Consider the following 26,040-nt stretch of genomic DNA (forward strand, 5'->3'; position numbering starts at 1 on the left):
TTTACTATGACTAACATTGCAACTCGAATAAAAGAAAGCACCGAGCAGCTCTGCCAAGCTGGCGCGCCATTTGAGATTATAAGTGCTGGCGATGACGGTTTTCGCATGTATAAGAATGCGCCTAAGACATTGCGGGAATTAGTCGACGCAGGACGCGCTCATGGCGACCAAGAATTTTTGGTATACCAAGGAGAACGCCTGAGTTTTAAACAGTTTTTCGAGAAAGTAGACGCCCTAGGCAACCACCTAATCCAGACTCAATCCCTCGTCAAGGGCGACCGCGTGGCTATTGCCATGCGTAATTATCCAGAGTGGATGATTGCCTATACTGCGATTATCTCGGTGGGAGCTATCGTCGTGCCCTTAAATTCTTGGGGCACCTCAGATGAACTCTGCTATGGATTGGAAGACGCTGGCGCGAGCTACGTCTTCTGCGATCAACAGCGTCTTGAATTAATGAAGCCCCTACTAGCATCCCTGGGCTGTCAGGCCATCGTTGCCCGCGCCACGATTAAAGATGACACTGATGTTCAATACTTTGAACAACTTATTGCTGCCAATCTCGGTAAAGCACTGCCTGTGGTGCCCTGTGAAGCCGACGATATTGCCCAAATCATGTACACCTCCGGCACGACCGGAAGACCCAAGGGCGCGGTATCTACACATAAAAATATGTGTCAAGCCATGTACAGTTTTGAATTCCATGCGATTTGCTCAGCAATGGCGAACCCAAGTGCGATTGAAAAGATGTTTGCTGGTGGTTTTTCGCCATGCACCCTGTTGAGCGTGCCGCTATTCCATGTATCCGGATGCTACGCCGCATTTTTATTGAATCTTCGCGGCGGACGAAAGACCGTTATGATGTATCGGTGGTCCCCGGAAGAGGCACTGAATTTAATTAGTAGCGAGAAAATCACAATTTTTAGCGCCGTTCCGTCTATGGTCATGGATTTACTCCGCCACCCAGATTTTGCGACTAGTGATACTAGCAGCCTTTTTGCACTTGGGGGCGGCGGAGCCGCCTGCCCTCCTGCGTTTAAAGAAACCATAGAAGACACCCTAGACTATGCTTACGTTGGCACGGGCTATGGCATGACGGAGAGTAATGCCATTTGTGCCAGCTGCACTGGTGAGGCCTACCTATATAAACCTACAAGTGCAGGCACCCTTTCACCCCTAGTGGAATGGCAAACCCGCGACGAACAAGGCAATGTACTTCCCACCGGTGCAAGCGGCGAAATTTGGATAAAATCGGTGTGTAACATCAGCCAGTACTGGAATAAACCTGAGGCCAATAAAACAACTTTTGATGGCCACTGGATGGCAACCGGAGACATCGGCTACCTGGATGCGGAGAATTTTGTGTTTTTAGTGGGTCGCGCTAAAGATCTTATTATTCGCGGCGGCGAAAACATTTACCCTGCAGAAATAGAAGCTTGTCTCAGCCTTCACCCAGGCATTGCCGAAGCTGCAATTATAGCCATCCCGGATGACAGACTGGGCGAAACACCCGGCGCAGTTATTCGCCCAAGAGCGAATGTCGAGATCAAGCCCGCCGATGTCATCGACTACCTCACTGACAAGCTAGCCAGCTTTAAACACCCTAGCCAGATCTGGATCAGTAGCCAGGAAATGCCACGCAATGCCGCAGGTAAAATTCTTAAATCTGAGCTGATACGACAATTTCTTAGCTAAGCCGGTCGTCACCCTACTGTAGCTTAAATCGCCGGCTTAACCGCCGGCGTTTACCCGCTACTGCCTAGCACGTAGAATCAAGGTTACCTTGACGATTCTGGACATACTTATGCAGATTTTCTCCACAAAACGCGCCCAAAAGGTACTTGATAATGGCGCCGCCGACGTAACAGAATCTCAAATTGATTTAGCCTTGAGCAATAGGCAGCGCATACTCAATAAGGTATTACACAGCGTTTCCCTCTCGCCCTATATCGAGCAAGTTAAAACGCTGTTCAGCCTACTTCAAGATTATGTGAAAGGTGAATACCGAGAAATTCCTTGGTGGTCACTGGGGTCTATAGTGACAGCCCTGCTATACATCTTGCTGCCATTCGATGCGATGCCAGACTTTATTCCTATCGCAGGCTTTTTAGATGACGCGGTGGTGCTTAAATTATGCCTAGACATGATCACAAAGGATTTAGTGACCTACACTCAATTCAAAGCTCAAGAAACCAGCAAGACCAGCGAAGCAGGAAACCAGGGTTAACACGTCCCAAGCTCCCTGTAATGGCAAGCCGAAAATGCCAATTATTAAGTTAGCTCAGCCAACACTTCCAGCAAAGTTTCGTGATGTGTTTTGGTTTTAAAGGTGTCCATAATCTTAAGTAGCCGCCCGTCTTTGCCAATGATAAACGTTGTTCTAACGGTGCCCATATTTTCCTTACCCATAAACTTTTTGAGCTGCCAGCAGCCATATTTATCGATAGTGGCGTGATCTTCGTCTGAGAGTAAGGGGAAATTAAGTTCGTATTTGTCATGGAATTTCTTAATCTTAGCCACCGGGTCAAAGCTTACCCCCAGTGATTGGTAGCCCAGCTTATCCAGCTCTCCGTGAACATCTCGCAAGCCGCAGGCTTGCAGGGTACATCCAGGTGTCGATGCACGGGGGTAAAAATACAACACCACACCTTTTTTGCCTTTGAAATCTTTCAGGCTAACGGTATTACCGTCCTGATCACTGAGTGAAAACGCAGGTGCTAAATTTCCAACTTTAGGTAATGTCACGTAGCAAGCTCCTATTTATAAAATTATTTATCGTCAAAATCTCTACCCTCTATCTCGGCGCGATCTGTAAGCGATGTCGGCAAGGTCTTTTTGACCTTAGCTCCCAGCGTCTCTAAGCGACTAACTCGAGACACCAAGTTACCTTTACCCAAGGTCATTCGATTAAGGGTTTTCTCATAAGCATCACGGCCACGGTCAAGATGCTTGCCAACGTCTTCTAAAGACTGCACAACAAGCGCGAACTGGTCGTGAAGCGCACCCGCCTGCCTTGCGATTTCCTCCGCATTTTGATTCTGCCGCTCGTAACGCCAAATACTTTGTACCGTCCGCAGCGTTGCCAACAAGGTGGTTGGCCCCACCACAATAATATTTTTCTCATACGCATCGCGGAACAATTCCGGATCATGCTCAAACGCCGCCATAAAGGCCGCTTCCACTGGAATAAAAATAAATACAAAATCGAGTGTCCGCAGGCCTTCTATATGCTCATAGCCCTTGGTGCTTAGCCCGTTAATATGGGCCTTCACTGATTGCGCATGCTCGCGCAGCAGTGTTTGACGTTCTGCCTCGTCGTCGCTGCTGCAGTAGCGCTCATAAGCAACTAGGGACACCTTGGCGTCGATAATAATATCTTTGTCGTCGGGTAAATGAACAATGACATCAGGCTGCCTTCGTCGACCGCTGTCGTCAGTAAAACTCACCTGAGTTTCATACTCGTGACCTTTGCGAAGTCCAGACTCCTCCAGCACCCGCTCTAAAATCACCTCTCCCCAGTTGCCCTGCGCTTTATTGTCGCCCTTTAAAGCACGGGTCAGATTTTGCGCCTCTTTACTAATACTGCGGTTCATTTCTTGAAGATTTTTAAGTTGCTCTTTCAGCTCGCCACGCTCACGATTTTCATTGTCATAAATATGGTCTACGCGGCCACGAAATTCTGTAAGCTGTTCTCGAAAGGGTTTTAATTGCACCTCCAAAGCGTCGCGGCTGTGCACCTGAAACCGCTGACTTTTTTCTTCGAATATACGATTGGCGAGCTGTTCAAATTGATCCGTTAACTGCTTTTTGGCATCACTAAGCAGCGCGATCTGTTCTGTGGTGGCAGTTTGTAAATGGCTAAAGGCGCTTTCCTTTCTCGCCAGGGCATCATTCAGCGCGCTATTTTTTTCTTCTGTCGTTCTCAGTGTGTCCTGTGCACTGCTAAGCGCCTGCCCCTGCATCAGCAACTGCGCATTAAGAACGGCAACTTCTCGCTCATGGGATACCGCTAGATTCCTGGTTTCTTCAAGCTGTTTTCCTAAGTCGAGGCTGGCTGCGCGCTGTTCATCGAAAGCTAACTGTAATGTGCTAGCTCGCTCCTCCAACATCTGAATGTGTAATCGTTTGCTACGCCCCAATAATAGTACTGCGAGCCCGACGCCGAGACACAAACCTAGCAAGGCGACACCAGCAAGCAATATTAAAAGTGAAGTATCTAAATCTGTGAGCACGTCATAAGCCTTGTTGTAATACTTAGAAATGGGTCAAGCAGCGAGACGCCGCCTGATTAATAATAATCGGCCTAGTATACAGAAATCCTTGGTCCAAATGAGACAAAGCAAAGGACTCGTTTAGGGCGAGAGCAGGGAAGGAAACGAGTTATCAACTAGATGCGCGAAAGTAATTATGCGGCCTTTAACGGCTTTGCAGCGGGGGCAACAATAGAGCCTTGTGCAACCAGGACCGCGTCGCCACCCACTCTCACCGTCAACGCGGCGGTCGCTTTTTTGACGAACTCGACCTGCAAAATACTCTGCCGTAGCGCTTTGCGCCCCCTTTCCAACCAAAAGGTATGGGTGCCGTCTGCAAGCCCACGGGTCTCGCACAAGCTTGCGACAAAAGCAGGTATCGCTGCGCCCACAGGCGGACTATCTTGATGAGCGATATGCTCTCCAAGAATTCGCAAATGAAAATCGGTTTGCAGTGATTCTGTTTCACTACAGTAAACCAGTACTTCATTAACCGCGACGGCAGAAGCACTGCTGCGCGACCATGCCTCTAGGTTGAAACGCGCTCGATATACCGCCTCCATAGAACGCAGCGGCACTATTAAATATGGTGATTCACAACTCACAAACAAGGTTTTAGCTTTAAGGGTTTCTATATCATCCGGCCCCAAACCCAAAACCTGTTGCAGCTCATTATTATCTGGCACATAGCGATCAATCTGCGGTGTCACTGACATCGACAACTGGGTAAGTAAACGCCCCTCTTTTTGCGACAGCACCACGTCAAATATATTTTCCCCTTGGGAAAAGTGCACCAAGCGATCGCGTTCGCCGGCCGCTAAGACTTCAGTATCAAGCAGGGCTCGCGCCGCAGCGACGACACTGTGGCTGCCAACTGAGCGCTCGCCTGCCGGCGAGAATACCCGCAGCTCCGCTGCAATCTCACTGCTGCCGGCAAAGATAAATACGGTTTCAGGGTGACTCATCTCTTTGGCTATGAGCTGCATCTGCGAAGCGTCTAAACCGTCGGCCTGAGGAAAAACTGAAATTTGTGCGCCGCTGTAAGCGGTTTTAGTAAACACATCAACGGTGCGATAAACGTATTCCATTTAATCACCTTAGTTAATTAGCCATCGTTAGCCACAGAACAAGGACTTAAAGACCTTAACCCACTCGATCCCAAGCTTTTTATAAACATAGTACGCTATACAAAAAGCGCATACTTAAACTCAGGATTCATGGCTGCGTGATGGGGATTTACTATATTTCACGATCCGCGGGCGACTTCCAACCGACATGCTTCGCCCATAGCGGGCTGGGGGTGCTGACCCTGATAGGAAATTCGCCGATCTTACGATCTTCGAAATATTCAGTAAGCACGTCCGTCACAATAGGAAAAGCAAGCTCAGACCAAGGGATTTCGTCCTCTGAAAACAGCCTGGACTCCAGGCTCTCTGGACCTATACCAAAGCCGCCATCGAGCTCGCCGCGATAAAACACGTAAACCTGATTAATATGCGGAATATCAAAGAGGCGATACAGTGTTTCACCCTTTACCTTGGCAGCCGCTTCTTCGCGGGTTTCCCGCAAGGCGCCGTCTAGCATGGTTTCACCGTTTTCCATGAAACCCGCTGGAATTGTCCAAAACCCAAGGCGGGGCTCTATCGCGCGGCGGCATAGTAAAACCTGCTGACCAGCAATGGGCAGGCAGCCAACCACAACTTTGGGATTTTGATAGTGGATAATTTCGCATTGCGGGCAGACAAAACGAAGGCGATCATCATCGACAGGAATTTGTTTAACCACTTCCGTGCCGCAATCACTACAGTATTTCATCGCCCTCCTCACTCCCGCTAATTTAGCGTAATTCTCTATACTGACCGGCCTGAAACACCAAGGGTTTGGCGCCGGGCTTATTGTCCATTTCAATGACCTTACCGACCACTATCACATGATCGCCGCCCTCATAATTCGCCCAAGTTTCGCATTCAAAACTGCTTAGTGCACCTCGTAATACAGGCGCGCCGCTCTTGCCAATTCGATAATGATCGTCACGTAGTTCATGTTCGCTCTTCTTTGCATAAAGATTCGACATATCGACTTGATCGCTAGCCAGTACGTTGACAGTAAAGGTTTTAGATTTATTAAAGGCATCGAGACATTCTGAGTCATTGCGAAGACTCCACAGCACCAACGCAGGATCGAGTGACACCGAGGCAAAAGAATTAACCGTCATACCAAAAGGTTTATACCCAGGCGGATTTGCGGTGATAACACAAACACCGGTGGTAAACTGACCGAGTGCGTTGCGAAGTTCACGGGGATCGAGGCTCATAATATTTCCTGTCTTATACGAATTATTGTGGTTGTTCGCTAATACTTGTCAGCATAAACGTAATTATATTACTGGCCGGAATTATACACACCGCCTGCTGACAAGGTCAGTCCGATAGGCTACTCCGATTGGACTACTCAGCCCAGCGTGCTAGCGCCTTAGCGTCAGTGGCGCGGGCATCTACCCAGCGCTCACTGCCATCCACTTTACGTTCCTTTTTCCAGAACGGCGCCTCAGACTTCAAATAATCCATAATAAATTCGCAGGCTGCAAACGCCGCCTGACGATGCATGGCAGCCACACCAACGAATACGATTTGCGCGCCTGGCTCTAAGTGCCCAACCCGATGTATCACCGTTACCGACAAGAGCGGCCAACGCTGCCCCGCCCTATCAATAATGGCTTTTATACTGCGTTCAGTCATACCTGGGTAGTGCTCTAGCTCCATCGCTAAGACATCATCACCCTCATTATAATCGCGCATAACACCAATAAATTGCGCTACCGCACCGCAACGAGTACTGGCCGACAGTGACTTGCACTCAGTGCCGACATCAAAATCAGCCTCCTGAATTTCAACGCGATGAAGCATCTCAGCCTCCCGTCACGGGTGGATAAAACGCCACCTCATCGCCGTCAGAAATAGCGTCAGCCGCGGCAGCAATGGTTTGATTTACTGCGCACAAGGTATTGTCAGCAAACAATACGGCGGCCCAGTCATCGCCGCCTTGCTCTACCAGGCGTTTTTTCAATTCGCTCACGGTGGTTGCTGACGTCAACTCTAGGCTCATGCGACCTAAGCCGAGTTGCTCACGATATTTAGCAAAAAATAACACCGTGATCATGTTTGCGTCTCACTGGCATGCCAGTCACCAGAGCGGCCACCCGACTTTGCCAGCAGTTTAATGTCTGACAAGATCATGCCCTTATCCACGGCCTTACACATATCGTATATCGTTAAGGCGGCCACGGAAACCGCAGTTAAGGCCTCCATTTCAACCCCGGTCTGCCCCGCCAATTTACAGCTCGCCGCAATATGTACTGCGTTATTAACGTGGTCTAAAGAGAAATCGACTTTAACCGATGACAACATCAAGGGATGACATAAGGGAATAAGATCAGAACAGCGCTTGGCGCCCTGAATACCAGCAATTCTCGCTACCGCTAGGACATCGCCTTTTTTGTGACCGCCACCCGCAATCAAGGCCAGGGTCTCCGCAGACATAATTACCGATCCACTGGCTCTTGCTTCGCGCTGGGTAAGTGCTTTATCGGTCACGTCGACCATTTGGGCGTTACCCTTGGTGTCGAAATGCGTTAATTCATTGCTCATATTTAGCACTCATCCAAAGCGAGTATCGGCAACGAAGGGGTTGGTTTCCCGCTCGTGCCCGAAGGTTGATGTTGGGCCGTGACCAGGTATAAACGTAACGTCATCCCCAAGCGGCCACAATTTGCTTTGAATGGAGTTTACCAGCGTATCAAAATCGCCTTTTGGAAAATCAGTACGGCCGATAGACCCTTGGAATAAAACATCACCCACAATCGCAAGGCGCGCGGACTCGTGAAAAAACACCACATGACCCGGTGTATGGCCGGGACAAAACTTAACCGATAAGGTCTGCGCGCCAAAACTAACGCTATCTTCGTCTTCCAACCACTGGTCTGGCGTAAATGGCTCGGCGTGGGGGAAGCCCGTCATTTTGCACCACTCGGGCAATTTATCGATCCAGAAAGCATCCTCTTTCTGTGGCCCAATAATTTTAACGCCGTACTTCTTGCGCATTACGTCAGCCGCAGCGCAGTGATCCATATGCCCGTGGGTTAAATAAATTACTTCTAGGCTACCGCCCAAGTCGGCAATTGCCGCCTCGATATTTTCGATATCGCCACCGGGATCAAAAACCGCTGCTTTTCCGGTTTGTTCACAGACCATCACTGAGCAGTTCTGTTGGTAGGCCGTCACCGGCACTATCGAGCATTTTATCGTCATAAGGTGGAGTAATTCTTACGGTAAAACGTCAATGATAAGCAGTCAGGCGCGAAGTTAACAGCGCCACGGTAAATTACTCCGCTATAGGGCCAATTCGGCTGCCTGCGGCCAAAGAGAAAACCGTATTAAAAACTAAGAATGGAGACGCAGTCATTATAATGGCCACGATGACCGGATCGAGGATCTAACATTAAAGATGGCTATTTATTGACCACTTGACCACGATACATCTGCCTCGATACCGATTGGCTTGTAGAAACTTGGCTCTTCGGCAAAGGCACCTTCTCATCACGGGATATCTTGATACCTCTATACGTCACCTCAGTTGCCAGACGGTCTTCGGTTTTCTTATTGTCTGGCGATTTTGCGGCGGATTCTAAGTGAAATGGGATTTCTGCAAGCGCCATAATCTCGACCACGGTTTTTCGGGTAAATGGATCGCGGCTGCGTTTACCCAGTTCACCCAGTACCGCCAGCAGCTCTGGATCTGCCAAACGTATCCGCGTTCCGAACTCAGCAAAGACACGGTGACGCAGTTGCTGCAAAAGCGTCACCATTTCGGGCGAATACACCATAAAATTCCCTCTAAGATGAGTATCTTTCTACATAGCAAGGAGCGCCCAAAACCACAATTAGCAAGGTATGGCTCCTCCGCACCCTGAAGCAATAAGTATTCCAGCTAACACCAACCCATTGTTCGAGCGCTTAGCCCTACTTCTAGGAAACCTGGCGCACCAACAAGGTGCCAGGCAAAATGGCTGCACCATAATATGGCTGATGACGACGATAGTTTATTTGCCAATTGCCATTGCCATCGATATTGGTTAGAGTAGCCGCCCTCAAAACGAGGCGTACAGCATCCCTTGCGACAAGTATCATGGGGTCTTCGAGAGCTGGTTTACACCGCTTTATCGGAACAGCATATCTAGAATAAAACGTCAGTATATTGTGGCGACGGGTAATAGCCCCGGTCTCCGAGGGGAGAAACTCAAAGACTAACGGCGCGAGTGCAGTAAAGTCGGCGATACAAGATTTGGTGAGGTGTCCGAGTGGCTGAAGGAGCACGCCTGGAAAGCGTGTAATGGGTTAAACCATTCGAGGGTTCGAATCCCTCTCTCACCGCCATTAAATAAAATACCCGACCTCGAGTCGGGTTTTTTATGTCTGGTGATTAGAGGGATGAGAACCCTCGAAGGGTTCGACAAATCGCGGCAGCGGTTTGGACGCCAGAGCGCAGCGACGGCGCCCGCAGGGTGAACGCAGTGAATCAATCCCTCTCTCACCGCCATTAAATAAAATACCCGACCTTGTGTCGGGTTTTTTATGTCTGGTGGTTAGAGGGATGAGAACCCTCGAAGGGTTCGACAAATCGCGGCAGCGGTTTGGACGCCAGAGCGCAGTGACGGCGCCCGCAGGGTGAACGCAGTGAATCAATCCCTCTCTCTCCGCCAATAAAAAAAGGCCCCAATCTCTCAACTGGGGCCTTTTTAACGGTGCAAGCAAACGCTTCGCTAGATCAGAAACCTAAGCTGCAGTAGAGATCACTTCATCCTGATCGCCCAGGTCTTCACCACCAAAGGCTTCAAGAACCGCTGGAATAAACTTAGCAAACTCAGCGCTCATGATTGCAAAGTCGACATCGAATTGGTCGGCGGCGCTTTCGGTGTTCACATCACCCACCTTGTCCTGAATAAGGTCACCAAAGTTAAGCCGTTTGATAGTGAGCTGGTCATCCACAATAAACTCAATGTCGCCAGTCCAGCGCAGCGCTATTTTGTTAACGAACATCCCAGTTTGAATATGGTTGGTGATTTCGGTGGTACACAAATTCTGATTTTTACAGCGAATAACAGCACTTTCGTCGGCTTTATCGCGCAGTTCGCACTCGCCACCTAATTCAAATCCCGCAGGCGCACTGCCCTGAGCAAGCCACTCAGTCATTTGATGCTGAGCGACATTTTTAGCTTTGAGCGGAATGACGGGCAAGCTACCTAAAGATTCGCGTAAAAAGTTCAGTAATTCTTCGGCACGATTATGCGAGCCGCTATTGACGATCAATAAACCCTGCTCGGGTGCGATGTAGGCAAAGCTGCGACTAGAGCGGGTAAACGCGCGGGGAATAAGTGAGAAGGTAATCTCATCTTTCATATCGCTGCGCTCTTTACGGCTGGGCACGCGGTCTTCTGCGGCTTTTATTTCTTCGATCTTTTCAGCAAGGACTTCGTTTACCACTGACGCCGGCAAAATTTTATCCTGCTTTTGCGCGCACACCATGATGCAGCCATTGGTGGTATGAATATATTCACTGCCTTGTGAACCCAAAGGCATTGTCCAACCATAGCTAGACACGTCCTGACTATTACAGGGTGTGAAACATTTTTCGGCGAGTTTTTCATTCACCTCTTCCGCGGTCAATGTAAAAGGCTTGGTAAAACGGTAGATAAGAAGATTTTTAAACCACATGTAAATTGCTGCCTATACTGCTGTAAATGAAACAATGGATTTCGACCGACCATTGTATTACTTAATGATTATTGGTGTTTGAAAAATTGCCTAAAGATTCAGGCTTGTTAATGTGAAATCGCTGCATTGGTAAACGCGGCACTCATTGCAGCACACTGTGACTCATCAAAATAGCGTTTACAAATTTCTTGCAGGGCTTGATCTGGGCGGTTTTCACAACGCCCTTCCCGATCATTAAAACTCTGACCTATGCGCGCGCAGCGCTGCTCAGATTCCTGCAATAGCAGCACACCACTTTGCGAATACCATTTATCAAGGTCAGTGAGTATTTGTGCTTTCATTACCGCCGCACTAGAGCCAGAACTATTATTCCAGGTACTCAAGCGCGCCGTGCTCCTACGCTGCCAACTTACCCAAAGGTCTGGTAAACCAGCGACTTGGCCGTCTTTTGCCAGCGGCTTATTTTCCTCAATATCTTGCAAGAGAACAGATTTAAGCTTGGCTAACTCACTCTGAGATAAAATGGTGTCGCGTAGCGCCGTCGAAAAACGTGTATTTAAACGCTGTTTATACCATTCATAGCGGCTATCGAGTCTATCGCGCAAGTCGTCATCTGGCAGAGCCGGCGGCGCTCCGGTGAGCGCAGTTGCCCGGCCAAAACTGATATATTTAGCGCCCCGCTCACCAGCCTGAATACCAATACCTATGGGTTTACCTAAGTCATACCTACGATAACTTTCTAAACTGCCATAATGTATGGATGTCACCGGCCCATGATATAGCCACTTACCATCATAGAGCGCGTCAACATTCACTGCGGCGTCGGTAACTTTGCCGTGCCGATAAATTCGCAGTCGGTGGAAGATACCGCCGTTGTCGATGTCTTTTGCGGAGATCTGCAGCACTGAGGCGGGGTAATCCTCGCTGAGCGCATAAAATTCTCCCTTATCACAATCGTAGGCAAAGGCCTGCAATAAGCGCTGTGGTACGGTCAAATTTGGCGCTCGCTCGCAATCGCCTAATAGCGCCAAACTTGAAAAGCTGCCCGGCTCAAAATAGAAATATTGTATTGGCTGCGGCAAAATCTGGTAATTAAAATACTGGCGTTCCACCACAAAAAAGGCCTGCTCAGCATTTTGGGCACTAATTTTGATAACACCACGTGGCAGGCCGTCGCGAAAACCAGCCTCAAGCAAGAACGGTCCCGCCAGATTGCGATGCACTATGGGGTAGGCTTCTAAGCGACCTTTGGGGCTGATATTGCGCCGGTATTGTAAATATTGATTATCACCCGTCATCGCCATTAACGGCGGCGCGCGGAGTGGATTTAAATCAGAATATGGCGCCGACCACTGGCTTTGTGTGCCTTGCGCCAACACATTGTGCATTGAATCTGTAATTGTAAATGCACCCGTAAAAAACAAGCTACTTTTGGCGATGTTAACGCTAAAGTTGCCGCTCAGCGTTAACAGCAGAGTGTCATTATTGGTGTCGAGATACGACTGCCTAAGCTCGCCGCGCAGCGGGTAGCCCTGACTATCAAATTTTCCGTCAAACTCAGAATTAACCAAGTCTTGGTATTTGAGATTGCCTTCTAAAAACACATCGTGTTTGTACAGCCCGCTGAAAATCGGCGCGGTTTCAGCGTCAAGCACAAAACGTTTGTTTTCGACATGACCCGCGCAAGCGCTTAGCAGCAATATCAATAAACACCACGCCATATAGCTGTATCGCTTGGCCATACACCCCACCTCTCCTTTTCCTCATTTTTATTGCGGCCAATCATACATTAGTCACGCCACTATGAATTGATCTGTATCCCAGCTTTGACGTAAATGTGAGAGCCTGTAATATTTTTTCAGCCCAGCTCTTGCACAACATAAATACTGCTTTAGGCGCCAGGAGAGCATTATCGAGGCCCAAATAAGCGATGAGCAAGCCAAAGTGCTGGTCATGAGATATGATCGCTCCTTTGTCATAGCATCGCTTAACAGACTGATACTAAAACCATAAAAGAGCCCCATCCATGACACACGCTTTAGTTAGTATTTTAGTCGCTGGTATATTTTGCCAGTGGCTGGCATGGCGCTTTCGACTGCCGGCCATTGTCTTGCTTGCTGCCTGCGGCCTATTGCTGGGCCCGATCACTGGCTTAATTGAGCCCAGTGTCGACTTTGGCCCCGGCCTGACCGGCATTACATCCCTATTTGTCGCCATTATCCTTTTTGAGGGCGGACTCAATCTGCAATTTCATGAATTGCGAGAAACCGCGCAAGTCACCCGTCGCCTTACCTCGATTGGCGTCTTACTGGCTTGGGGCATCGGCATCGCCGTCGCCCATTTTGTTGGCGGATTAAGCTGGGGCGTCGCATCCCTGTTAGGCGCGATACTGGTGGTTACCGGTCCAACGGTGATTATGCCGCTGTTAAAACACGCAAAGCTCAATCGCAGAACCGCCTCCTATTTGAAATGGGAAGGCATCATTAATGATCCCATTGGCGTCTTGCTTGCGGTATTGGTTTACCAATACCTGCTCTATTCCGGCGAAGGTCCCGCTCTGCAATCCATATTCGCGAGCTTGGCGTCCGCTGTAGCGACATCTATTGTACTAGGTGGCGGCATTGCCTACGGTCTGGGCCACAGCTTCCGCAAGGGCTGGATTCCAGAATATTTAAAAGCCCCGTCTATCATCGCCTGTGTCCTAGCGGTCTACGCCCTGTCTGATCTTGTCCAGCATGAGTCGGGCCTGCTCGCCACCACCTTAATGGGTGTGGTGATGGGTAATATGGGATTGCGCAGCTTGGACGAAATGCGCCGCTTCAAAGAGTACATCACCCTTATATTGGTCTCTTTTCTATTCGTGGTGCTCACCGCCTCCCTGACCAAAACGGCGCTGCAATCTATTCACTGGCAGTTGGTCGCCATGGTGTTTGGCTTTGTTTTTGTGGTTAGACCACTGGCGGTGTTCTTGGCAACTATTCGCACCGACTGTAGCTGGCAAGACCGCCTGCTTATAGCCTGGATTGCGCCGCGCGGGGTTGTCGCCGCGGCTTCCGCCGGTGCATTCGCTCCAGCTCTCATTGACGCAGGCTTCGAAGACGCGCAGTACTTGGTGCCAGCAGTTTTTATGCTGATATTTGCAACCATCATCGCCCACGGCTTTTCTCTGGGGCCGCTCACCAAATTATTGAAGTTGGGCTCGCCCGGCAAAGGCCGTATTTTAATCGTCGGCGCCTCGCCGTGGACAATTGAATTAGCGATTGCGCTAAAAAATGTGAATCAAGAAGTGGTGCTTGTCGACACCGAATGGGGCCGACTGCAATCGGCCCGGCAACAGGGAATAGATACATGGTTTGGCGAGGTGCTGTCTGATATGGCCGACGAGGCGATGGCCCTAGACAATATCTATACGGTATTAGCCGCCACTGGCAACAGCCATTACAACTCCATGGTGTGCAACCATTTTGCCCCCCACTTAGGCCGCCATAGAGTATTTCAGCCCTACGACAGTGGCTCTGAACGCAATAAACGGGTGGTCTCTGAAACTCGCCGCGGCATAACGGCCTTCTCCGGCAATATTACGTTTGCCGAGTTATGGACGCGGATGATCCGGGGCTGGTCAATACGCAAAACCGTGATTACCGACACCTATAGTGAGAAGGATTTTTTGGCCAAACTTGCTGATGACGCCATTCGCCTAGCCATCATTCCCGAAAATGGTAAGCTGGAATGGTTAAGTCAAACCACCCGCAAACTTCAAACGGGGGACACTGTTATTAGCTTTGTGCCACCTGAATCTAAGGAGCCAGAACTTGCGGGCTCAGACCCTATGAAATCAGACCCTAGCAAACCAGAGCCCAAGAAACCGGGACCTGACAATGACATAACACCTAAGCTTCCAGCATAAAAATAAATCAAGGTAATTATTATGACGCCACTTCGCAGCCCAGATTCCTGTTTCAGTAATTTACAGGACTACACTTTTGCACCCCACTACCTGCAGCTAGACGATACCGAGGGCGGTGAATTGCGAATGCATTTTGTGGATGAGGGGCCAAAAGACGCGCCGGTGATATTGCTTATGCATGGCGAACCGACCTGGAGTTATTTGTATCGACATATGATTACGCCCTTGGCCGATGCCGGTTTTCGAGTTATTGCACCAGACCTTATTGGCTTTGGGCGCTCTGACAAACCCAGCCAACGCAGTGACTATACCTATCAGCGTCACGTCGACTGGATGCGTTCTTTGCTGGTCCAATTAGACTTGCAAGACATCACCTTATTCTGCCAGGACTGGGGCGGCTTAATTGGCCTGCGTTTGCTTGCCGAAGAACAGAGCCGCTTTACGCGAACCATTGCCGCCAATACCATGCTGCCGACTGGCGCGCACCATCCCGGTGAGGCGTTTATAAAGTGGCAGCAGCTGTCGCAGAATATCGCGGTGTTTACGGTTGGTAAAATTATCGCTGGCGCCTGCGTTAAACCGGTCTCGGCTGAGACCATAAGCGCTTATGACGCGCCCTTCCCCGACGAAAGCTATAAAGCCGGCGCACGACAATTTCCGATGCTGGTGCCGATTACAGCAAACGACCCCGCCGCCGAAGCTAATATAGCCGCATGGGATATTCTACGAACAATGGAAAAACCGTTCTTAACCGCCTTTAGTGACAAGGACCCAATAACTGCCGCGGCTGAGCCGGTGTTTCGCAAACTAATTCCAGGCACACAGGGACAAGCCCATACGACCATTGTGGATGGCGGGCATTTTTTACAAGAAGATCAAAGTGAAAAACTGGTCGAAGTGATATTGAAATTTGTGGCTGAAACGCCCCCCAGCTAGGGCCAGCTTGCTGTAGCGCGAACGGCTAGCGTCGCGCTACAGCAGCACATCAAGGGAAATCTATAAACCCATAAAGTCGGGTACATTAAACACCCAACTCTTTTCTTCTTTGCGGCTACTAATACGCCAACCTTCCGGCGTGCGGCGGTAGGTATCCACATACCAAAGTCCGAGCATAAAGACTTGCTTATCTTCCCCTAGGGGCATTTCCATGGGATTAAAGCACATCACTCGGCCACTGCCGGTGTCGCCGTCGATGGTGATTTGGACATTGGCATTTAAATGTTGAGAGGCGCTAAATGCAGGCAGGGCCTCTTTCAAAAAAGCCAGGGTTGAGGGTCGATCACCCACCGTGCCGCCAAATGCGCTGTAATCTATATGGGCATCGGCTGTGAAAACATCATTGAGTTCATCCACGGCCTTACGATCAATAATATCGGCGTAGTGATACAACATATCCTGAATTTCAAAGCGGTCAGACATTTCCTGCAGACTTAGAGTCATAATCTAGCTCCGTTATTATTATTTTATCCGCCAACATTACGCCTTAGCCCCTTTAAACTGAGCTAAGGCGCAATCGCTTATTAATCTAGCTTAAATACTTTGCGAGCATTTTCACGCAAAAACTTAGGCCAAACTTCATCTTTAAACGGCACATTGGGCATGTCTTTGAAAATGCGATCCAAGGACAAGCCCATTGGGAAATAACCGGCATACATGATCTTATCGGCACCACGACTATTGGCAAAATTAATAATTTCGGTCGGGTAGTGTTTCGGCGCAAAGGCACTAGTCATGTAATAAAGATTGGGGTATTTGAGCATGAGTTTCCAAGCCAACTTCTCCCAAGGCTCAGCACCATGGCGCATAACCACTTTTAACTCAGGGAAAAACCAACACACCTCGTCAAGCAGTTCGACTTTCTGGGGGGCCATCGGCAAACGTGGACCAGGCACACCAACACAGGGGCAAAACGGAATGTCTAACTCAACGCATTTGGAGTAAATCGGATACCATTTCTTGTCGTTATAGGGCACTTGTGGGCAGAGGCCAGACGCAAAACCAGTGATGGCCTTGATGCCGTAATCCTTATGCAGACGAACGATCTTACGGACTTCATCCATGCCGTTATTGGGGTTCACTTCCAAACTTGCAAAGAAACGGTCGGGGTAAGACGCGAGTGCTTCTTTAGCGATTTCATTGTGGTCGTCAATACCCAGCATCGCCCGGTCAATATTGTGTTTGTCCATCTGCTCGATGGTATAGGCGATATAATCTTCTTTCTTGCCGCTATCAGGTATGTCTTTAAACATATACTGGGCAGGCATTTTGAACATATTGCGGCTTTCTTCGTCCATCAGCAGTGGTTTCATAAACTCGTACCACTGGCTATTGTCTTCACCCGGTACGCTGAGCATCAGATCAATGACCTTAATATCATTTGGCATGGCCATGCAGTCGGCTCCTTAAATTTATTATTGAATAATGATGCCTAACACTGCATCAGCTAAGCCAACCATTTTTGACGATATGGGCCGCAGTCACAATAACAATAGACGTCATCAAGATAAGCAAAATCGGTCAGTCAGAAAACCTAAAACAGCTTATTTAAGCGCGGCGCGCAAACGCTCTGCCATGTCATCTAGATCTTTCTTGAGCGCAGGTTTACGACCGTGGATTTGCATCGGCTTGCCGTGAAAACACGGAATAAGGTGGGTGTGATAATGGAAGACTGTCTGGCCAGCAGCCCGGCCATTAAGTTGGTGTATACCTAAGCCATCGGCGCCGGTGACACGTTTTATAATGGGTGCAAGACGGTGAGACTGCAGCGCTAGGGCACTGACTTCAGGCTTATTTAAGCTGAAAATATTATCATGATGTTTAATAGGAATAATCAGGGCGTGACCAGCGGACACTGGGGCAATATCTAATAGGCACATCACGTCATCGTCGCGATAAAGAATATGCCCGGGCGCTTTACCGGCAATAATTTTACAAAAAATACAATTTTCCGATGTCATTTCATCGCCGAATAAACCACCCTGCACGCTTACACCTCGATCGGTAGCGAATCTAACTCATGAACACCCTGGTAAGGGCGACTTTCGGTAGCAATGGTTCTAAACCGATAGAGGCCATCATCATCTAATTCCCTCACCATGCGGCCCTCGGCGCACAAATAATGCAGATGCGCGATGGCCTCGCCAAGCGCCAAGCCAAGCTGCGACATGCCGATTTTGCGAGAAAACAATACACTGAATAAATCGATGGCAATTTGCGGCTCGACACAGGCTTTCTCAACTGCTGCCAAATGCCCTTCGTGGTGGTCAATAAGATACTCTAAACGTGCGTGTACACCATAAAACGGCGCATTGTGCGCAGGCATAACCAAGGTGTCGACATCAAGGTCGCGCCGAAAACGACGCAGTGCGTCAAACCAGTCTTGCAGCGGATTTGCCTCTGGCTCAGACGCCATCACGCTGACGTTTGAGGTAATGCGCGGAATAATCTGATCACCAGACAGCATCAGCTTATCTTCAGCGCAGTACAAAGAGACATGTTCTGGCGAGTGACCTGCACCAGTCATCACCAACCATTGCCGCCCGCCGATCTCAAGAACTTGGCCTTCCTTCAAACAATTGAACGCCGTTGGCAATGGCTCAACAATAGAGCCAAAGCCGCGCATATTCGCAGCGTCGCTTTGCAGATAGTCATCGCCCACGCCCGCTCGGCGGTAATGCTGCTCGGCGGTCCAGCTCATCTTGCCAGGTTGTAGAGAAGTAAAAGCACGCGCGCTGTAATATTCGCGAAAGCTCATATACAAGGGCACCCGCAAACTATCGCACAGCCAACCAGCTTGACCGACGTGATCGGGATGCATATGCGTACAAATGACCCCGAGCACCGGCTTAGATGCCATTTGATTAGCGAGCAGTAATTCCCAGCGCTCGCGGGTGTCACCGAGTTTTATACCGGTGTCGACAATCCACCATCCCTTGTCGTCTTCCAGCACATAAAGGTTAATGTGGTCCAGCGCCATCGGCAGCACCATCTGCAGCCAATAGATACCTTTGGTAACTTCCTGCCACTCACCTTTCTGCGGTACCTCGGTAAACGGATATTGAATATCTGACCCAGAACGACTACTCATAAAAAACCAACTTCACAATTTTTACATACAAAACAGTAGGTTTCATATGAAATGATAGGTATCACTGTAAACTTTATTTCATTGTGGCATTGGGCCAACGATGAAGTATCAGGCCAATTTTAGTGGCAATTGGCGCAGGCGCTGACCGGTTGCGGCGAACACCGCGTTGGCCAAAGCCGGTGCCAATGGCGGAACGCCCGGCTCCCCCACGCCCTTCGGCGCCTCGGCACTTTTCATAATATGCACGTCTATCTCGGGTACTTCATTCATGCGCAACATCTCATAATTATGGAAGTTGCTCTGCTGAACCGCACCGTCAATAACCGTAATATCACCCTTAAGCGCGGCGGTAAGTGCAAACACGATACCGCCTTCCATCTGAGCAAGCACAGTATCAGGATTTATCGCCAGACCGCACTCGACCACACAGACGACCTTGTGGACCTTGATTTTTTGCCCTTCTACCGATATCGAAACCACCTGCGCCACCAAGGTATGGAAGGACTCGTGAACCGCTATGCCCTGATACTGCCCGGGCAGAGGATTACCCCAATCCGCTCTCACCGCAACTTCTTCAAGCACCTTGCGGCGACGGGAATCTGCCGGCAGTCGGGCTAAGCGAAACTCCAGAGGGTCTTGCTGCGTGCGAACAGCAAGTTCGTCCATAAAGCTTTCCATAAAGAATGCGTTCTGCGAGTGACCCACTGACCGCCAGTAGCCAATAGGAATACTGGTTTCTTGCATCACATAGTCAGTGCGCTTATATGGAAACTGGTAATCTAGATCAATCAGCCCTTCGGTCGCGGCAGGATCTGAACTTGCGGCCAAACCAGCAAGTTTATTGTGCAGGCCATTTGGCATCCACTGGGGAAGCAAGGTATTGCTCACCGAGTCAACAAACTGGCCCATAATACTGGGCGCTGCAACTTTTGCTTGCAGACTGGTGACCACATTCCCCTCAATTGTGGCAGACATTTTAACCGACGCATTCGGCCGATAAAAATCGCCGCGCATATCATCTTCACGGCTCCATACAACTTTAATGGGATGACCACTGAGCTGCGCAACCCGCGCGGCTTCAACCAAATAATCCGGCACGATCCGGCGACCAAAGCCACCACCCAACATTTGATTGTGAATACGAATTTGCTCGCGGCGGTATCCCGTCGCATCGGCAATGGATGATAAGGCGATATCAGGCGATTGATTGCCAGTCCATATCTCAATCGAATCAGCTTTCACAACCGCCAAGGCATTCATGGGCTCCATAGTGGCGTGGGCAAGATAAGGAACGTCATAGAGAGCATTCAGTGTTTCACCGCGCGCCTCGCTTGCCTCCCCAGCCTCCTCAACCTTTTTGCCAGACTCGGTCTCTAATAAGGTGTGTCGCTCTGCTCTCAGGGAATCACTACTTACCCCAGCCAGCGGACCTTTGTCCCACTCTACCGTAACCACTGAAGCCGCTTGTCTAGCCTGCCAATAGGTATCTGCGATAACGGCTATCGCACCGTCCACATTGATCACTGATTTAACCCCAGACTTGGCTAGGGCCGGCACCGCGTCAAAACTTTTCGCCTTGCCGCCAAAATGCGGACAGCGAATTAACACGGCGCTTAGCGCGTCTGGATACTGCACGTCTATGCCAAATTGCGAACTGCCGGTCACCTTGTCTAGCGTATCTAAGCGCCGGTTGTAGTGACCAATATATTTAAAATCCTGCGGCGCGGTTAAGCTTACTGACGTTGGCGTCGCTATTGTGCGCGCAGTGGCAATAAGGTCTGTAAAAGCAAGCTCACCATTGGCATGCAAAATCTTGCCATCCAAGAGGGTCAGTGAAGACTCCGCCACCTTGAGTTGCTGTGCAGCAGCCAATTTTAATATTGCCGCAACGGTTGCAGCCGCCTCTCTGACCGGTTCAAAGCTGAGTCGAATTGAAGAGCTGCCACCGGTAATCATTACGTAAAATTCTGGGTCGCGAAAGCTGGGATGAAATTCACCGTGCTGAACTGTAATGAGCTCCGGGCTCATCTTTAACTCTTCCGCCGCCAAGGTGGTCAGGCCGGTAAAGACACCCTGCCCCATCTCAGCTTTATGCAGCTGCAAAATCACTTCGCCAGAGGCGGTCACTTGCAAAAACGCGTTGGCTTGCAACGCTGTTGGATCCGCGTTTGGATATGGGGCAGACTTTGAACAAGCGCTGAGATTAAACCCAATAGCTATGCCACCACCGAGCAGCGCGGTAGTTTTAATAAAATTTCGGCGCGACAAACTCATGACTTGGCCTCCGTCGCAGTATCCACTGGCTGATAATACTGCACAGCTAATTCTGCCGCGCGATGAATTGCCTTGCGAATCCGTGGATAGGTACCGCAACGGCATATATTGCCAGCCATTGCCGCGTCAATATCATCGTCGCTCGGTGTTTTATTAGACTCTAGTAGAGCCGCTGCAGACATAACCTGCCCAGACTGGCAATAACCGCACTGTGGCACACTCATTTCCAACCAAGCCTGCTGCACTGGATGCAGGGAATCTTCCGCAGTGGCCAAGCCTTCTATCGTTGTTATATCCCTACCATTCACAAGCTCTACCGGGTAACTACAGCTGCGAACGGGGTTGCCATCTACGTGTACCGTGCACGCGCCGCACAAGCCCATTCCGCAACCGAATTTAGTCCCGGTCATCGCCAACTGCTCGCGTAATACCCATAATAAGGGCGTACCAGTATCAACGGTCAACGCCTGCGCGCGACCATTCACTGTAAAACTTAACTCTGCCATGTTTACTCCGATAACACTCGCAATGACCACACTATACCGACACCGAAAAACAATGTCCTGCCACACATCCTGAACGCTCACGATTATGACTAAGGATGAGGCGATAAACTGATTAAATCTTGTCCATGAAATCGACAATAGCAGCAGCCACAAAAAAAGCCCTACCGTTATCTCTACGTTAGGGCTTTTAAGAACCGTGGGCACAGCCAAGCATACTGGCAGCCAAATTATTTATTGCTAGAACCTAAACACCATATCCACCGACAAGGTATCAGCCGAGATATTAATAGACTCATCGTCGTCTAAGACATAGTAATCATAAGCTAAGACCACACTGACATTTCTCGCCACGGAAAGACGCAGACCGATTCCGGCGTAGGGATCACTACCCTCGACCGTAAACTGACCGCTGCGGCTGTTATCTTCCAGGGTGCCATCTAACTCCCAGCCATAGATACCAAAGCGGGCGAACAAGCCGACCGGCTCATTAATCGGCGTATGAACGTTCACACCTAAGAACACCCCATCAGCATTGGAATCCATATCAACTCGACCAGCGCTAAAGCCGTTATTCAAGAACTGCGAGCCATCCGATATACCACTGCCAGCTAAAGTACCGAGCGAGGCGTAGCCGAGTTCTAAGCTTAACTCAGGGGTAAAATCAAAACCAAAACCAAATCGAGCGCCGCCTGATTCGGTATCCACGGTCACGTCAGACAAAGACCCATCACCAAAGCTATAACGAAAATCAGAACGATCGAAATTAAACGAAGAGGTACTTACACCTCCAAAAATATACATCGCCGGTTCACTGCGATAGCTGCTGTGACTGCGACGCTGCTGGTGGTCGGCCTCTGCCAAGGTAGGAAGTAAAGAAATTGTTGCCAGGGTCAATATAGAAAGCGTTTTCATCGCATCACTCCAGATTTAGTATGGCTGCATTATGGCTGCGGCTAACTGAATCAAGGCTGAACGCATATCAAAACCGTTTAGTGTATTAAGCACCTTGCACTAACCTGCTACGGGATAGACTAGAGGCATTGAAGTAAACGACACCTTATTATTGATCTAGCTATACAGAAGCTGCGAACCCCACAGCTTGCTGGCGATAGAATTGACACAGCAGCCGATAGACCTCGGGCATGTTGTCGTGCAGTGTTTGCGGCGCCTCAAAAAACGCCTCACTGCACACCGCAAAGAACTCTGCCGGGCTGCTGAGTGCGTAGTCATCAATTGGCAAAGACCGGTGATGCTGTTGATCATTAATCAAGCGGTCCCACGCCGCCGTAAAAATATCGTGCCATTCACCCGCGCTCATATCTGGATGCATGGGCGGTGCGCCGTTGGCGCCATCGCGCAACATGTCGAGCTTATGTGCCAGCTCATGAATCACCACATTACTCGCCCTATTATGCCTAGCGTGCGGGCCAGTATTACAAATTGAATCCCATGACAAAATTACCGGCCCCCGAAGCCAGGCCTCACCACTCAACACCGGGCTACTGGAATGCACGACACCATCGTCACTGCGGTAGGGACGGTTTGGTATAAAATCACCCTCGTAAAGAATGATGGTGTACCAGTGTCGGTACCAGTCGAGGCCAAGATGGAGGATCGGAACACAGGCCATTGTGGCGATCTTTAGCCGCATAGCATCGCTAAATTCAAACCCGCCGCCAGAAACTATGCTTTTACGAACAAGAAAGCGAAGGCTCATATCGCGCAAAGCGTCCCGTTCGGCGCCTTGATATCGATGCATCACCGGCCAGTCGGCTACGGCGGACTCCCATTCCGAAGCGGTAATACCCATTTTATTAACACGCCGAGTGTCGAGCCAATCGCGAATACGCTTAAACATTATTCACCTAAAACAAATTCAATTAGTCAAAGAGTAAAAAGAAGGATTACGGCGTCTATTTTGGCCGATCAAGTCTTTGGCGTGCTTGATTATATTGATGCTGGGGGCGGACTGGAATCATAGCCCAGTTTTAGATAAACAAAATAACACTCGATAGCATACAACGAGTCGAAGCGTAGGCGAGTACTTTGGGGATTCGCCAATTTCAGCAAATTGGCAGCACATCAGTTACTGTCTGGCGTGAGTTGCGCCGACTCAGAGAACCACTTGAAGGCGCCAGCCTCAAGGATCTGGAAGAACTACGCTCAGCATGTGATGCAGGCGACTGGGCGAGGTTCATCGACCTAATGGGCGGCCCTTTAGTAAAACGCTCCGAAATGCCCGTTCGCGCCCTGCATGTCACCCCCGAAAATGACGATGAAACTGAAAACAAATACGGCGAAATCACAAAGCGCTTGCAAGGTGTGATCATGCGCGGCGGTTGCCGGGTAATCACGAGAGTTCACGAATGGAGAATACAGCTAGCTGAACGCGATGAAGTGGTGGCTCAATTCGATCAACGCGAGTTCTATCAAACCCCATACGAGCCGGACGTTATTTTCGACAGATTTTCGCCAAATAGTGGCAGGGACTTTGAATGAAGAACTCAATAAAACCGGAGATCCTCAGAGCGCTTGGATTCGAAGAATCCATTCGCACTGAGGATCAGTCAGGTTTTAAAATGCTTTTCCTTGGAGTTCTGTCAATAACTGTACGACAAACAAAAACGACTAGATCGCCACTCCTGATTCCTGCAATATCGCTGATAGTTCAGCGGTCAACTTTTCAGGGATTTCAGCAGCCTGAGACACTTGCACATACTTGAAAGTATTCAAGTCGAAGGGCACCGAGTCACCGACGCTCTGGGGCTCAAATAGTAGTATGAGCCTATTAGATTCATGGTGTTTTAGTGCGAAGCCAGCTTCAACGTAGACATTCGGCCGATGCCCGGTCAGGTCGCATATGATGATATCCGCAGAAGCGATGGCCTCATACATCCGACTATGGATCGGGAATGTCCCTCCTTCTTCCGTGCCCATATCGACCAACTCCAGAGCCACCCCATGCAGCTGCTGGAGATTCACTAGAGTTTGGCGAAGCTGCTGTAGGCGCAAGTTAGCCTTATTGTAGGCATCATCTGCTGCATTTTGCGGCGGATACCAACGGGCGAGGAAAACCCTCTTCGGGGTACGAGACTGCGCTGCCTTGAAGATCTTGAGTAGCTGCTCCGCCGGGGAGAGGGGGTCAAGCAGGTCAGTGATGCCCTGGCCGCCGAGCCAATGGCCGATGCGATCGAGATAGTCCACTGTCCAGCGAACTTTTTCCTCGTGATCTCCCCCCACAGCCTCTCGCCAGACCCGCGCCGCCAGCTCGAAGAAACCGTAGGTTCTACATAGTGACGGATGGTCGACGGTAAGTCGGGTGGCGATGTCCGCAAGCGCGGCAAACAGGTCATCGGCAAAGGTGATCAGCGATTGCCGGTCGTGCGTGATGGCCTCGTCCATAGCAATCAGATTGCGGGCTGACTCCCACAGCGTGGTCAATGGTCGTTCGCCGAAGCGCTGACGCGCGGGTTCCGGCAGACCTCGCAAGCGGTCGACCAAGAGTCTTGTAAGGTGCAACGCTGGATTGTAGGCGAATTCATTGTCTGGTGTCATGACGTGCGCCGGGTCTTGCCCCAGCAACAGCCGCAGGCCGTGTTCCGACTCCAGAGGTAAAGCGGTGCTGTTGATGGTATGGAAGATCAACGATTCGGCGAAGTCGTCGGCATCGTTATCCGTCGGACCGAGCAGCACCATGCAAAATGGAGCGAGGTACTTGGTCGGGGTGTTGGGGTCTTCAGTGAGTTGCTCTGCCAAGTGCAGGCGGTGATTGCCGTCGATGCGGCGGATGATTTTATCCTGCTTAATCTGCTCCAAATCACCGCGCCGTATACGCAACCGCTGCATGCGCATGGTCGGGCTCGAATAGCGGCGGGATATATTCACCAGACCACCGTTGTCGCTTTTTACTCCGAAAACCATCTCGCCCAAGCCCAGCTCGTCCGGATCGATCTCACCACGATTGACCATCAGCTTGACCGACATACGAACGGAAAGGATCACCTCCGGAAGAAAGCGGTTCTCGCTCTGCTCTAGATAGCTCTTGATCTCCTCAGCGTGCTTGGCCGATTCCCCACGTTGATGGCCGACCACGCGAAAACCCTGCTCACCATCCTCCATCTTGTAGGGAACTGAGACAGTCGCCAAATCGCGTAGATCGGCAAAGCCCCGGATGATACGGAAGATGCCCAGCACGCTCTCTGAAAACAGCCCCTCGAATTCGATGTATTGACGACCTTTTGACATT

26 protein-coding genes and 1 tRNA gene are annotated in these 26,040 nt (G+C 49.9%); 6 read left to right on the plus strand and 21 right to left on the minus strand.

The features are described from left to right. The first annotated feature begins 6 nt into the window (after positions 1-6). Together AB4875_RS10835 and AB4875_RS10840 are read left to right on the plus strand one after the other, a co-directional pair. A complete protein-coding gene (locus AB4875_RS10835) occupies positions 7-1,695 on the plus strand; it encodes a class I adenylate-forming enzyme family protein (RefSeq protein WP_368376071.1) in 1,689 nt (562 codons plus the stop codon). A gap of 109 nt (positions 1,696-1,804) precedes the next feature. Beyond that, positions 1,805-2,227 carry a YkvA family protein gene (locus AB4875_RS10840; protein ID WP_368376072.1) on the plus strand — a complete coding sequence of 141 codons (423 nt, stop codon included), beginning with the start codon at positions 1,805-1,807 and terminating at the stop codon, positions 2,225-2,227. Between the two features lie 44 nt (positions 2,228-2,271). Here the strand turns inward: AB4875_RS10840 and bcp are convergent, their stop codons facing one another. The 10 genes from bcp to AB4875_RS10890 all read right to left on the minus strand — a co-directional run bounded on the left by bcp (position 2,272) and on the right by AB4875_RS10890 (position 9,132). Further along, complete coding sequence (gene bcp / locus AB4875_RS10845; RefSeq protein ID WP_368376073.1) at positions 2,272-2,745, minus strand: thioredoxin-dependent thiol peroxidase; 474 nt, start codon at positions 2,743-2,745, stop codon at positions 2,272-2,274. A 23-nt stretch (positions 2,746-2,768) separates the two neighbouring features. Then, positions 2,769-4,232 (minus strand): DNA recombination protein RmuC, encoded by a 1,464-nt coding sequence (locus tag AB4875_RS10850; protein ID WP_368376074.1) that lies wholly within the window; start codon positions 4,230-4,232, stop codon positions 2,769-2,771. 173 nt (positions 4,233-4,405) lie between these two features. Then, positions 4,406-5,338: a PhzF family phenazine biosynthesis protein gene (locus tag AB4875_RS10855; protein ID WP_368376075.1), complete on the minus strand. Its 933-nt coding sequence runs from the start codon at positions 5,336-5,338 to the stop codon at positions 4,406-4,408. Between the two features lie 151 nt (positions 5,339-5,489). Next, positions 5,490-6,065, minus strand: a complete 576-nt coding sequence (locus AB4875_RS10860) for an NUDIX hydrolase (RefSeq protein WP_368376076.1) — start codon at positions 6,063-6,065, stop codon at positions 5,490-5,492. Positions 6,066-6,087: 22 nt separating this feature from the next. Next, positions 6,088-6,564, minus strand: a complete 477-nt coding sequence (locus tag AB4875_RS10865) for a flavin reductase family protein (RefSeq protein ID WP_368376077.1) — start codon at positions 6,562-6,564, stop codon at positions 6,088-6,090. Between the two features lie 133 nt (positions 6,565-6,697). Beyond that, a complete protein-coding gene (moaE, locus tag AB4875_RS10870; protein ID WP_368376078.1) occupies positions 6,698-7,156 on the minus strand; it encodes a molybdopterin synthase catalytic subunit MoaE in 459 nt (152 codons plus the stop codon). Position 7,157: 1 nt separating this feature from the next. Continuing rightward, positions 7,158-7,409, minus strand: a complete 252-nt coding sequence (gene moaD / locus AB4875_RS10875) for a molybdopterin converting factor subunit 1 (protein ID WP_368376079.1) — start codon at positions 7,407-7,409, stop codon at positions 7,158-7,160. Then, complete coding sequence (gene moaC / locus AB4875_RS10880) at positions 7,406-7,897, minus strand: cyclic pyranopterin monophosphate synthase MoaC (protein WP_368376080.1); 492 nt, start codon at positions 7,895-7,897, stop codon at positions 7,406-7,408. Before moaC ends, moaD begins: the two co-directional genes overlap by 4 nt. 9 nt (positions 7,898-7,906) lie before the next feature. After that, positions 7,907-8,557 (minus strand): MBL fold metallo-hydrolase, encoded by a 651-nt coding sequence (locus tag AB4875_RS10885; protein ID WP_368376081.1) that lies wholly within the window; start codon positions 8,555-8,557, stop codon positions 7,907-7,909. A gap of 200 nt (positions 8,558-8,757) precedes the next feature. After that, complete coding sequence (locus tag AB4875_RS10890; RefSeq protein WP_368376082.1) at positions 8,758-9,132, minus strand: hypothetical protein; 375 nt, start codon at positions 9,130-9,132, stop codon at positions 8,758-8,760. A 460-nt stretch (positions 9,133-9,592) separates the two neighbouring features. Here AB4875_RS10890 and AB4875_RS10895 point away from each other — a divergent pair. Beyond that, positions 9,593-9,682 (plus strand) — tRNA-Ser (locus tag AB4875_RS10895). Between the two features lie 399 nt (positions 9,683-10,081). On the opposite strand, the gene rdgC is transcribed toward AB4875_RS10895, so the two are convergent. Continuing rightward, positions 10,082-11,020: a recombination-associated protein RdgC gene (gene rdgC / locus AB4875_RS10900; RefSeq protein WP_368376083.1), complete on the minus strand. Its 939-nt coding sequence runs from the start codon at positions 11,018-11,020 to the stop codon at positions 10,082-10,084. A gap of 107 nt (positions 11,021-11,127) precedes the next feature. Beyond that, positions 11,128-12,762 carry a hypothetical protein gene (locus AB4875_RS10905; protein ID WP_368376084.1) on the minus strand — a complete coding sequence of 545 codons (1,635 nt, stop codon included), beginning with the start codon at positions 12,760-12,762 and terminating at the stop codon, positions 11,128-11,130. Positions 12,763-13,046: 284 nt separating this feature from the next. Here AB4875_RS10905 and AB4875_RS10910 point away from each other — a divergent pair, with 284 nt between their 5' ends. Together AB4875_RS10910 and AB4875_RS10915 are read left to right on the plus strand one after the other, a co-directional pair. Further along, positions 13,047-14,927, plus strand: a complete 1,881-nt coding sequence (locus tag AB4875_RS10910) for a cation:proton antiporter (protein ID WP_368376085.1) — start codon at positions 13,047-13,049, stop codon at positions 14,925-14,927. A 21-nt stretch (positions 14,928-14,948) separates the two neighbouring features. Beyond that, on the plus strand, positions 14,949-15,863 hold the full coding sequence (locus AB4875_RS10915; RefSeq protein ID WP_368376086.1) for a haloalkane dehalogenase: 915 nt from the start codon (positions 14,949-14,951) through the stop codon (positions 15,861-15,863). Positions 15,864-15,923: 60 nt separating this feature from the next. Here AB4875_RS10915 and AB4875_RS10920 read toward each other — a convergent pair whose 3' ends face one another. The 8 genes from AB4875_RS10920 to AB4875_RS10955 all read right to left on the minus strand — a co-directional run bounded on the left by AB4875_RS10920 (position 15,924) and on the right by AB4875_RS10955 (position 23,652). Continuing rightward, the gene (locus tag AB4875_RS10920; protein ID WP_368376087.1) at positions 15,924-16,367 is read right to left on the minus strand and encodes a nuclear transport factor 2 family protein; all 444 of its coding nucleotides are present in this window, start codon (positions 16,365-16,367) and stop codon (positions 15,924-15,926) included. An 80-nt stretch (positions 16,368-16,447) separates the two neighbouring features. Further along, positions 16,448-17,317: an amidohydrolase family protein gene (locus AB4875_RS10925; protein WP_368376088.1), complete on the minus strand. Its 870-nt coding sequence runs from the start codon at positions 17,315-17,317 to the stop codon at positions 16,448-16,450. A 150-nt stretch (positions 17,318-17,467) separates the two neighbouring features. Further along, positions 17,468-17,884, minus strand: a complete 417-nt coding sequence (locus AB4875_RS10930; RefSeq protein WP_368376089.1) for an HIT family protein — start codon at positions 17,882-17,884, stop codon at positions 17,468-17,470. A 29-nt stretch (positions 17,885-17,913) separates the two neighbouring features. Further along, complete coding sequence (locus AB4875_RS10935; protein ID WP_368376090.1) at positions 17,914-19,014, minus strand: MBL fold metallo-hydrolase; 1,101 nt, start codon at positions 19,012-19,014, stop codon at positions 17,914-17,916. Positions 19,015-19,122: 108 nt separating this feature from the next. Then, positions 19,123-21,288, minus strand: a complete 2,166-nt coding sequence (locus tag AB4875_RS10940) for a xanthine dehydrogenase family protein molybdopterin-binding subunit (protein WP_368376091.1) — start codon at positions 21,286-21,288, stop codon at positions 19,123-19,125. Further along, positions 21,285-21,794, minus strand: coding sequence for a (2Fe-2S)-binding protein (locus AB4875_RS10945; protein WP_368376092.1), 510 nt, complete (start codon positions 21,792-21,794; stop codon positions 21,285-21,287). The genes AB4875_RS10940 and AB4875_RS10945 overlap by 4 nt, the downstream gene beginning before the upstream one ends. 237 nt (positions 21,795-22,031) lie before the next feature. Next, positions 22,032-22,706, minus strand: a complete 675-nt coding sequence (locus tag AB4875_RS10950) for an outer membrane beta-barrel protein (protein ID WP_368376093.1) — start codon at positions 22,704-22,706, stop codon at positions 22,032-22,034. 160 nt (positions 22,707-22,866) lie between these two features. Beyond that, on the minus strand, positions 22,867-23,652 hold the full coding sequence (locus AB4875_RS10955; RefSeq protein WP_368376094.1) for a M90 family metallopeptidase: 786 nt from the start codon (positions 23,650-23,652) through the stop codon (positions 22,867-22,869). Positions 23,653-23,840: 188 nt separating this feature from the next. Here AB4875_RS10955 and AB4875_RS10960 point away from each other — a divergent pair, with 188 nt between their 5' ends. Continuing rightward, complete coding sequence (locus AB4875_RS10960; protein ID WP_368376095.1) at positions 23,841-24,293, plus strand: hypothetical protein; 453 nt, start codon at positions 23,841-23,843, stop codon at positions 24,291-24,293. Positions 24,294-24,422: 129 nt separating this feature from the next. Here the strand turns inward: AB4875_RS10960 and AB4875_RS10965 are convergent, their stop codons facing one another. After that, a complete protein-coding gene (locus AB4875_RS10965) occupies positions 24,423-26,039 on the minus strand; it encodes a ParB N-terminal domain-containing protein (protein WP_368376096.1) in 1,617 nt (538 codons plus the stop codon). Between the last annotated feature and the right edge of the window lies 1 nt (position 26,040).

This window comes from Zhongshania sp. R06B22 (genome assembly GCF_040892595.1).
GTDB classification, from domain to species: Bacteria; Pseudomonadota; Gammaproteobacteria; order Pseudomonadales; family Spongiibacteraceae; genus Spongiibacter; species Spongiibacter arctica.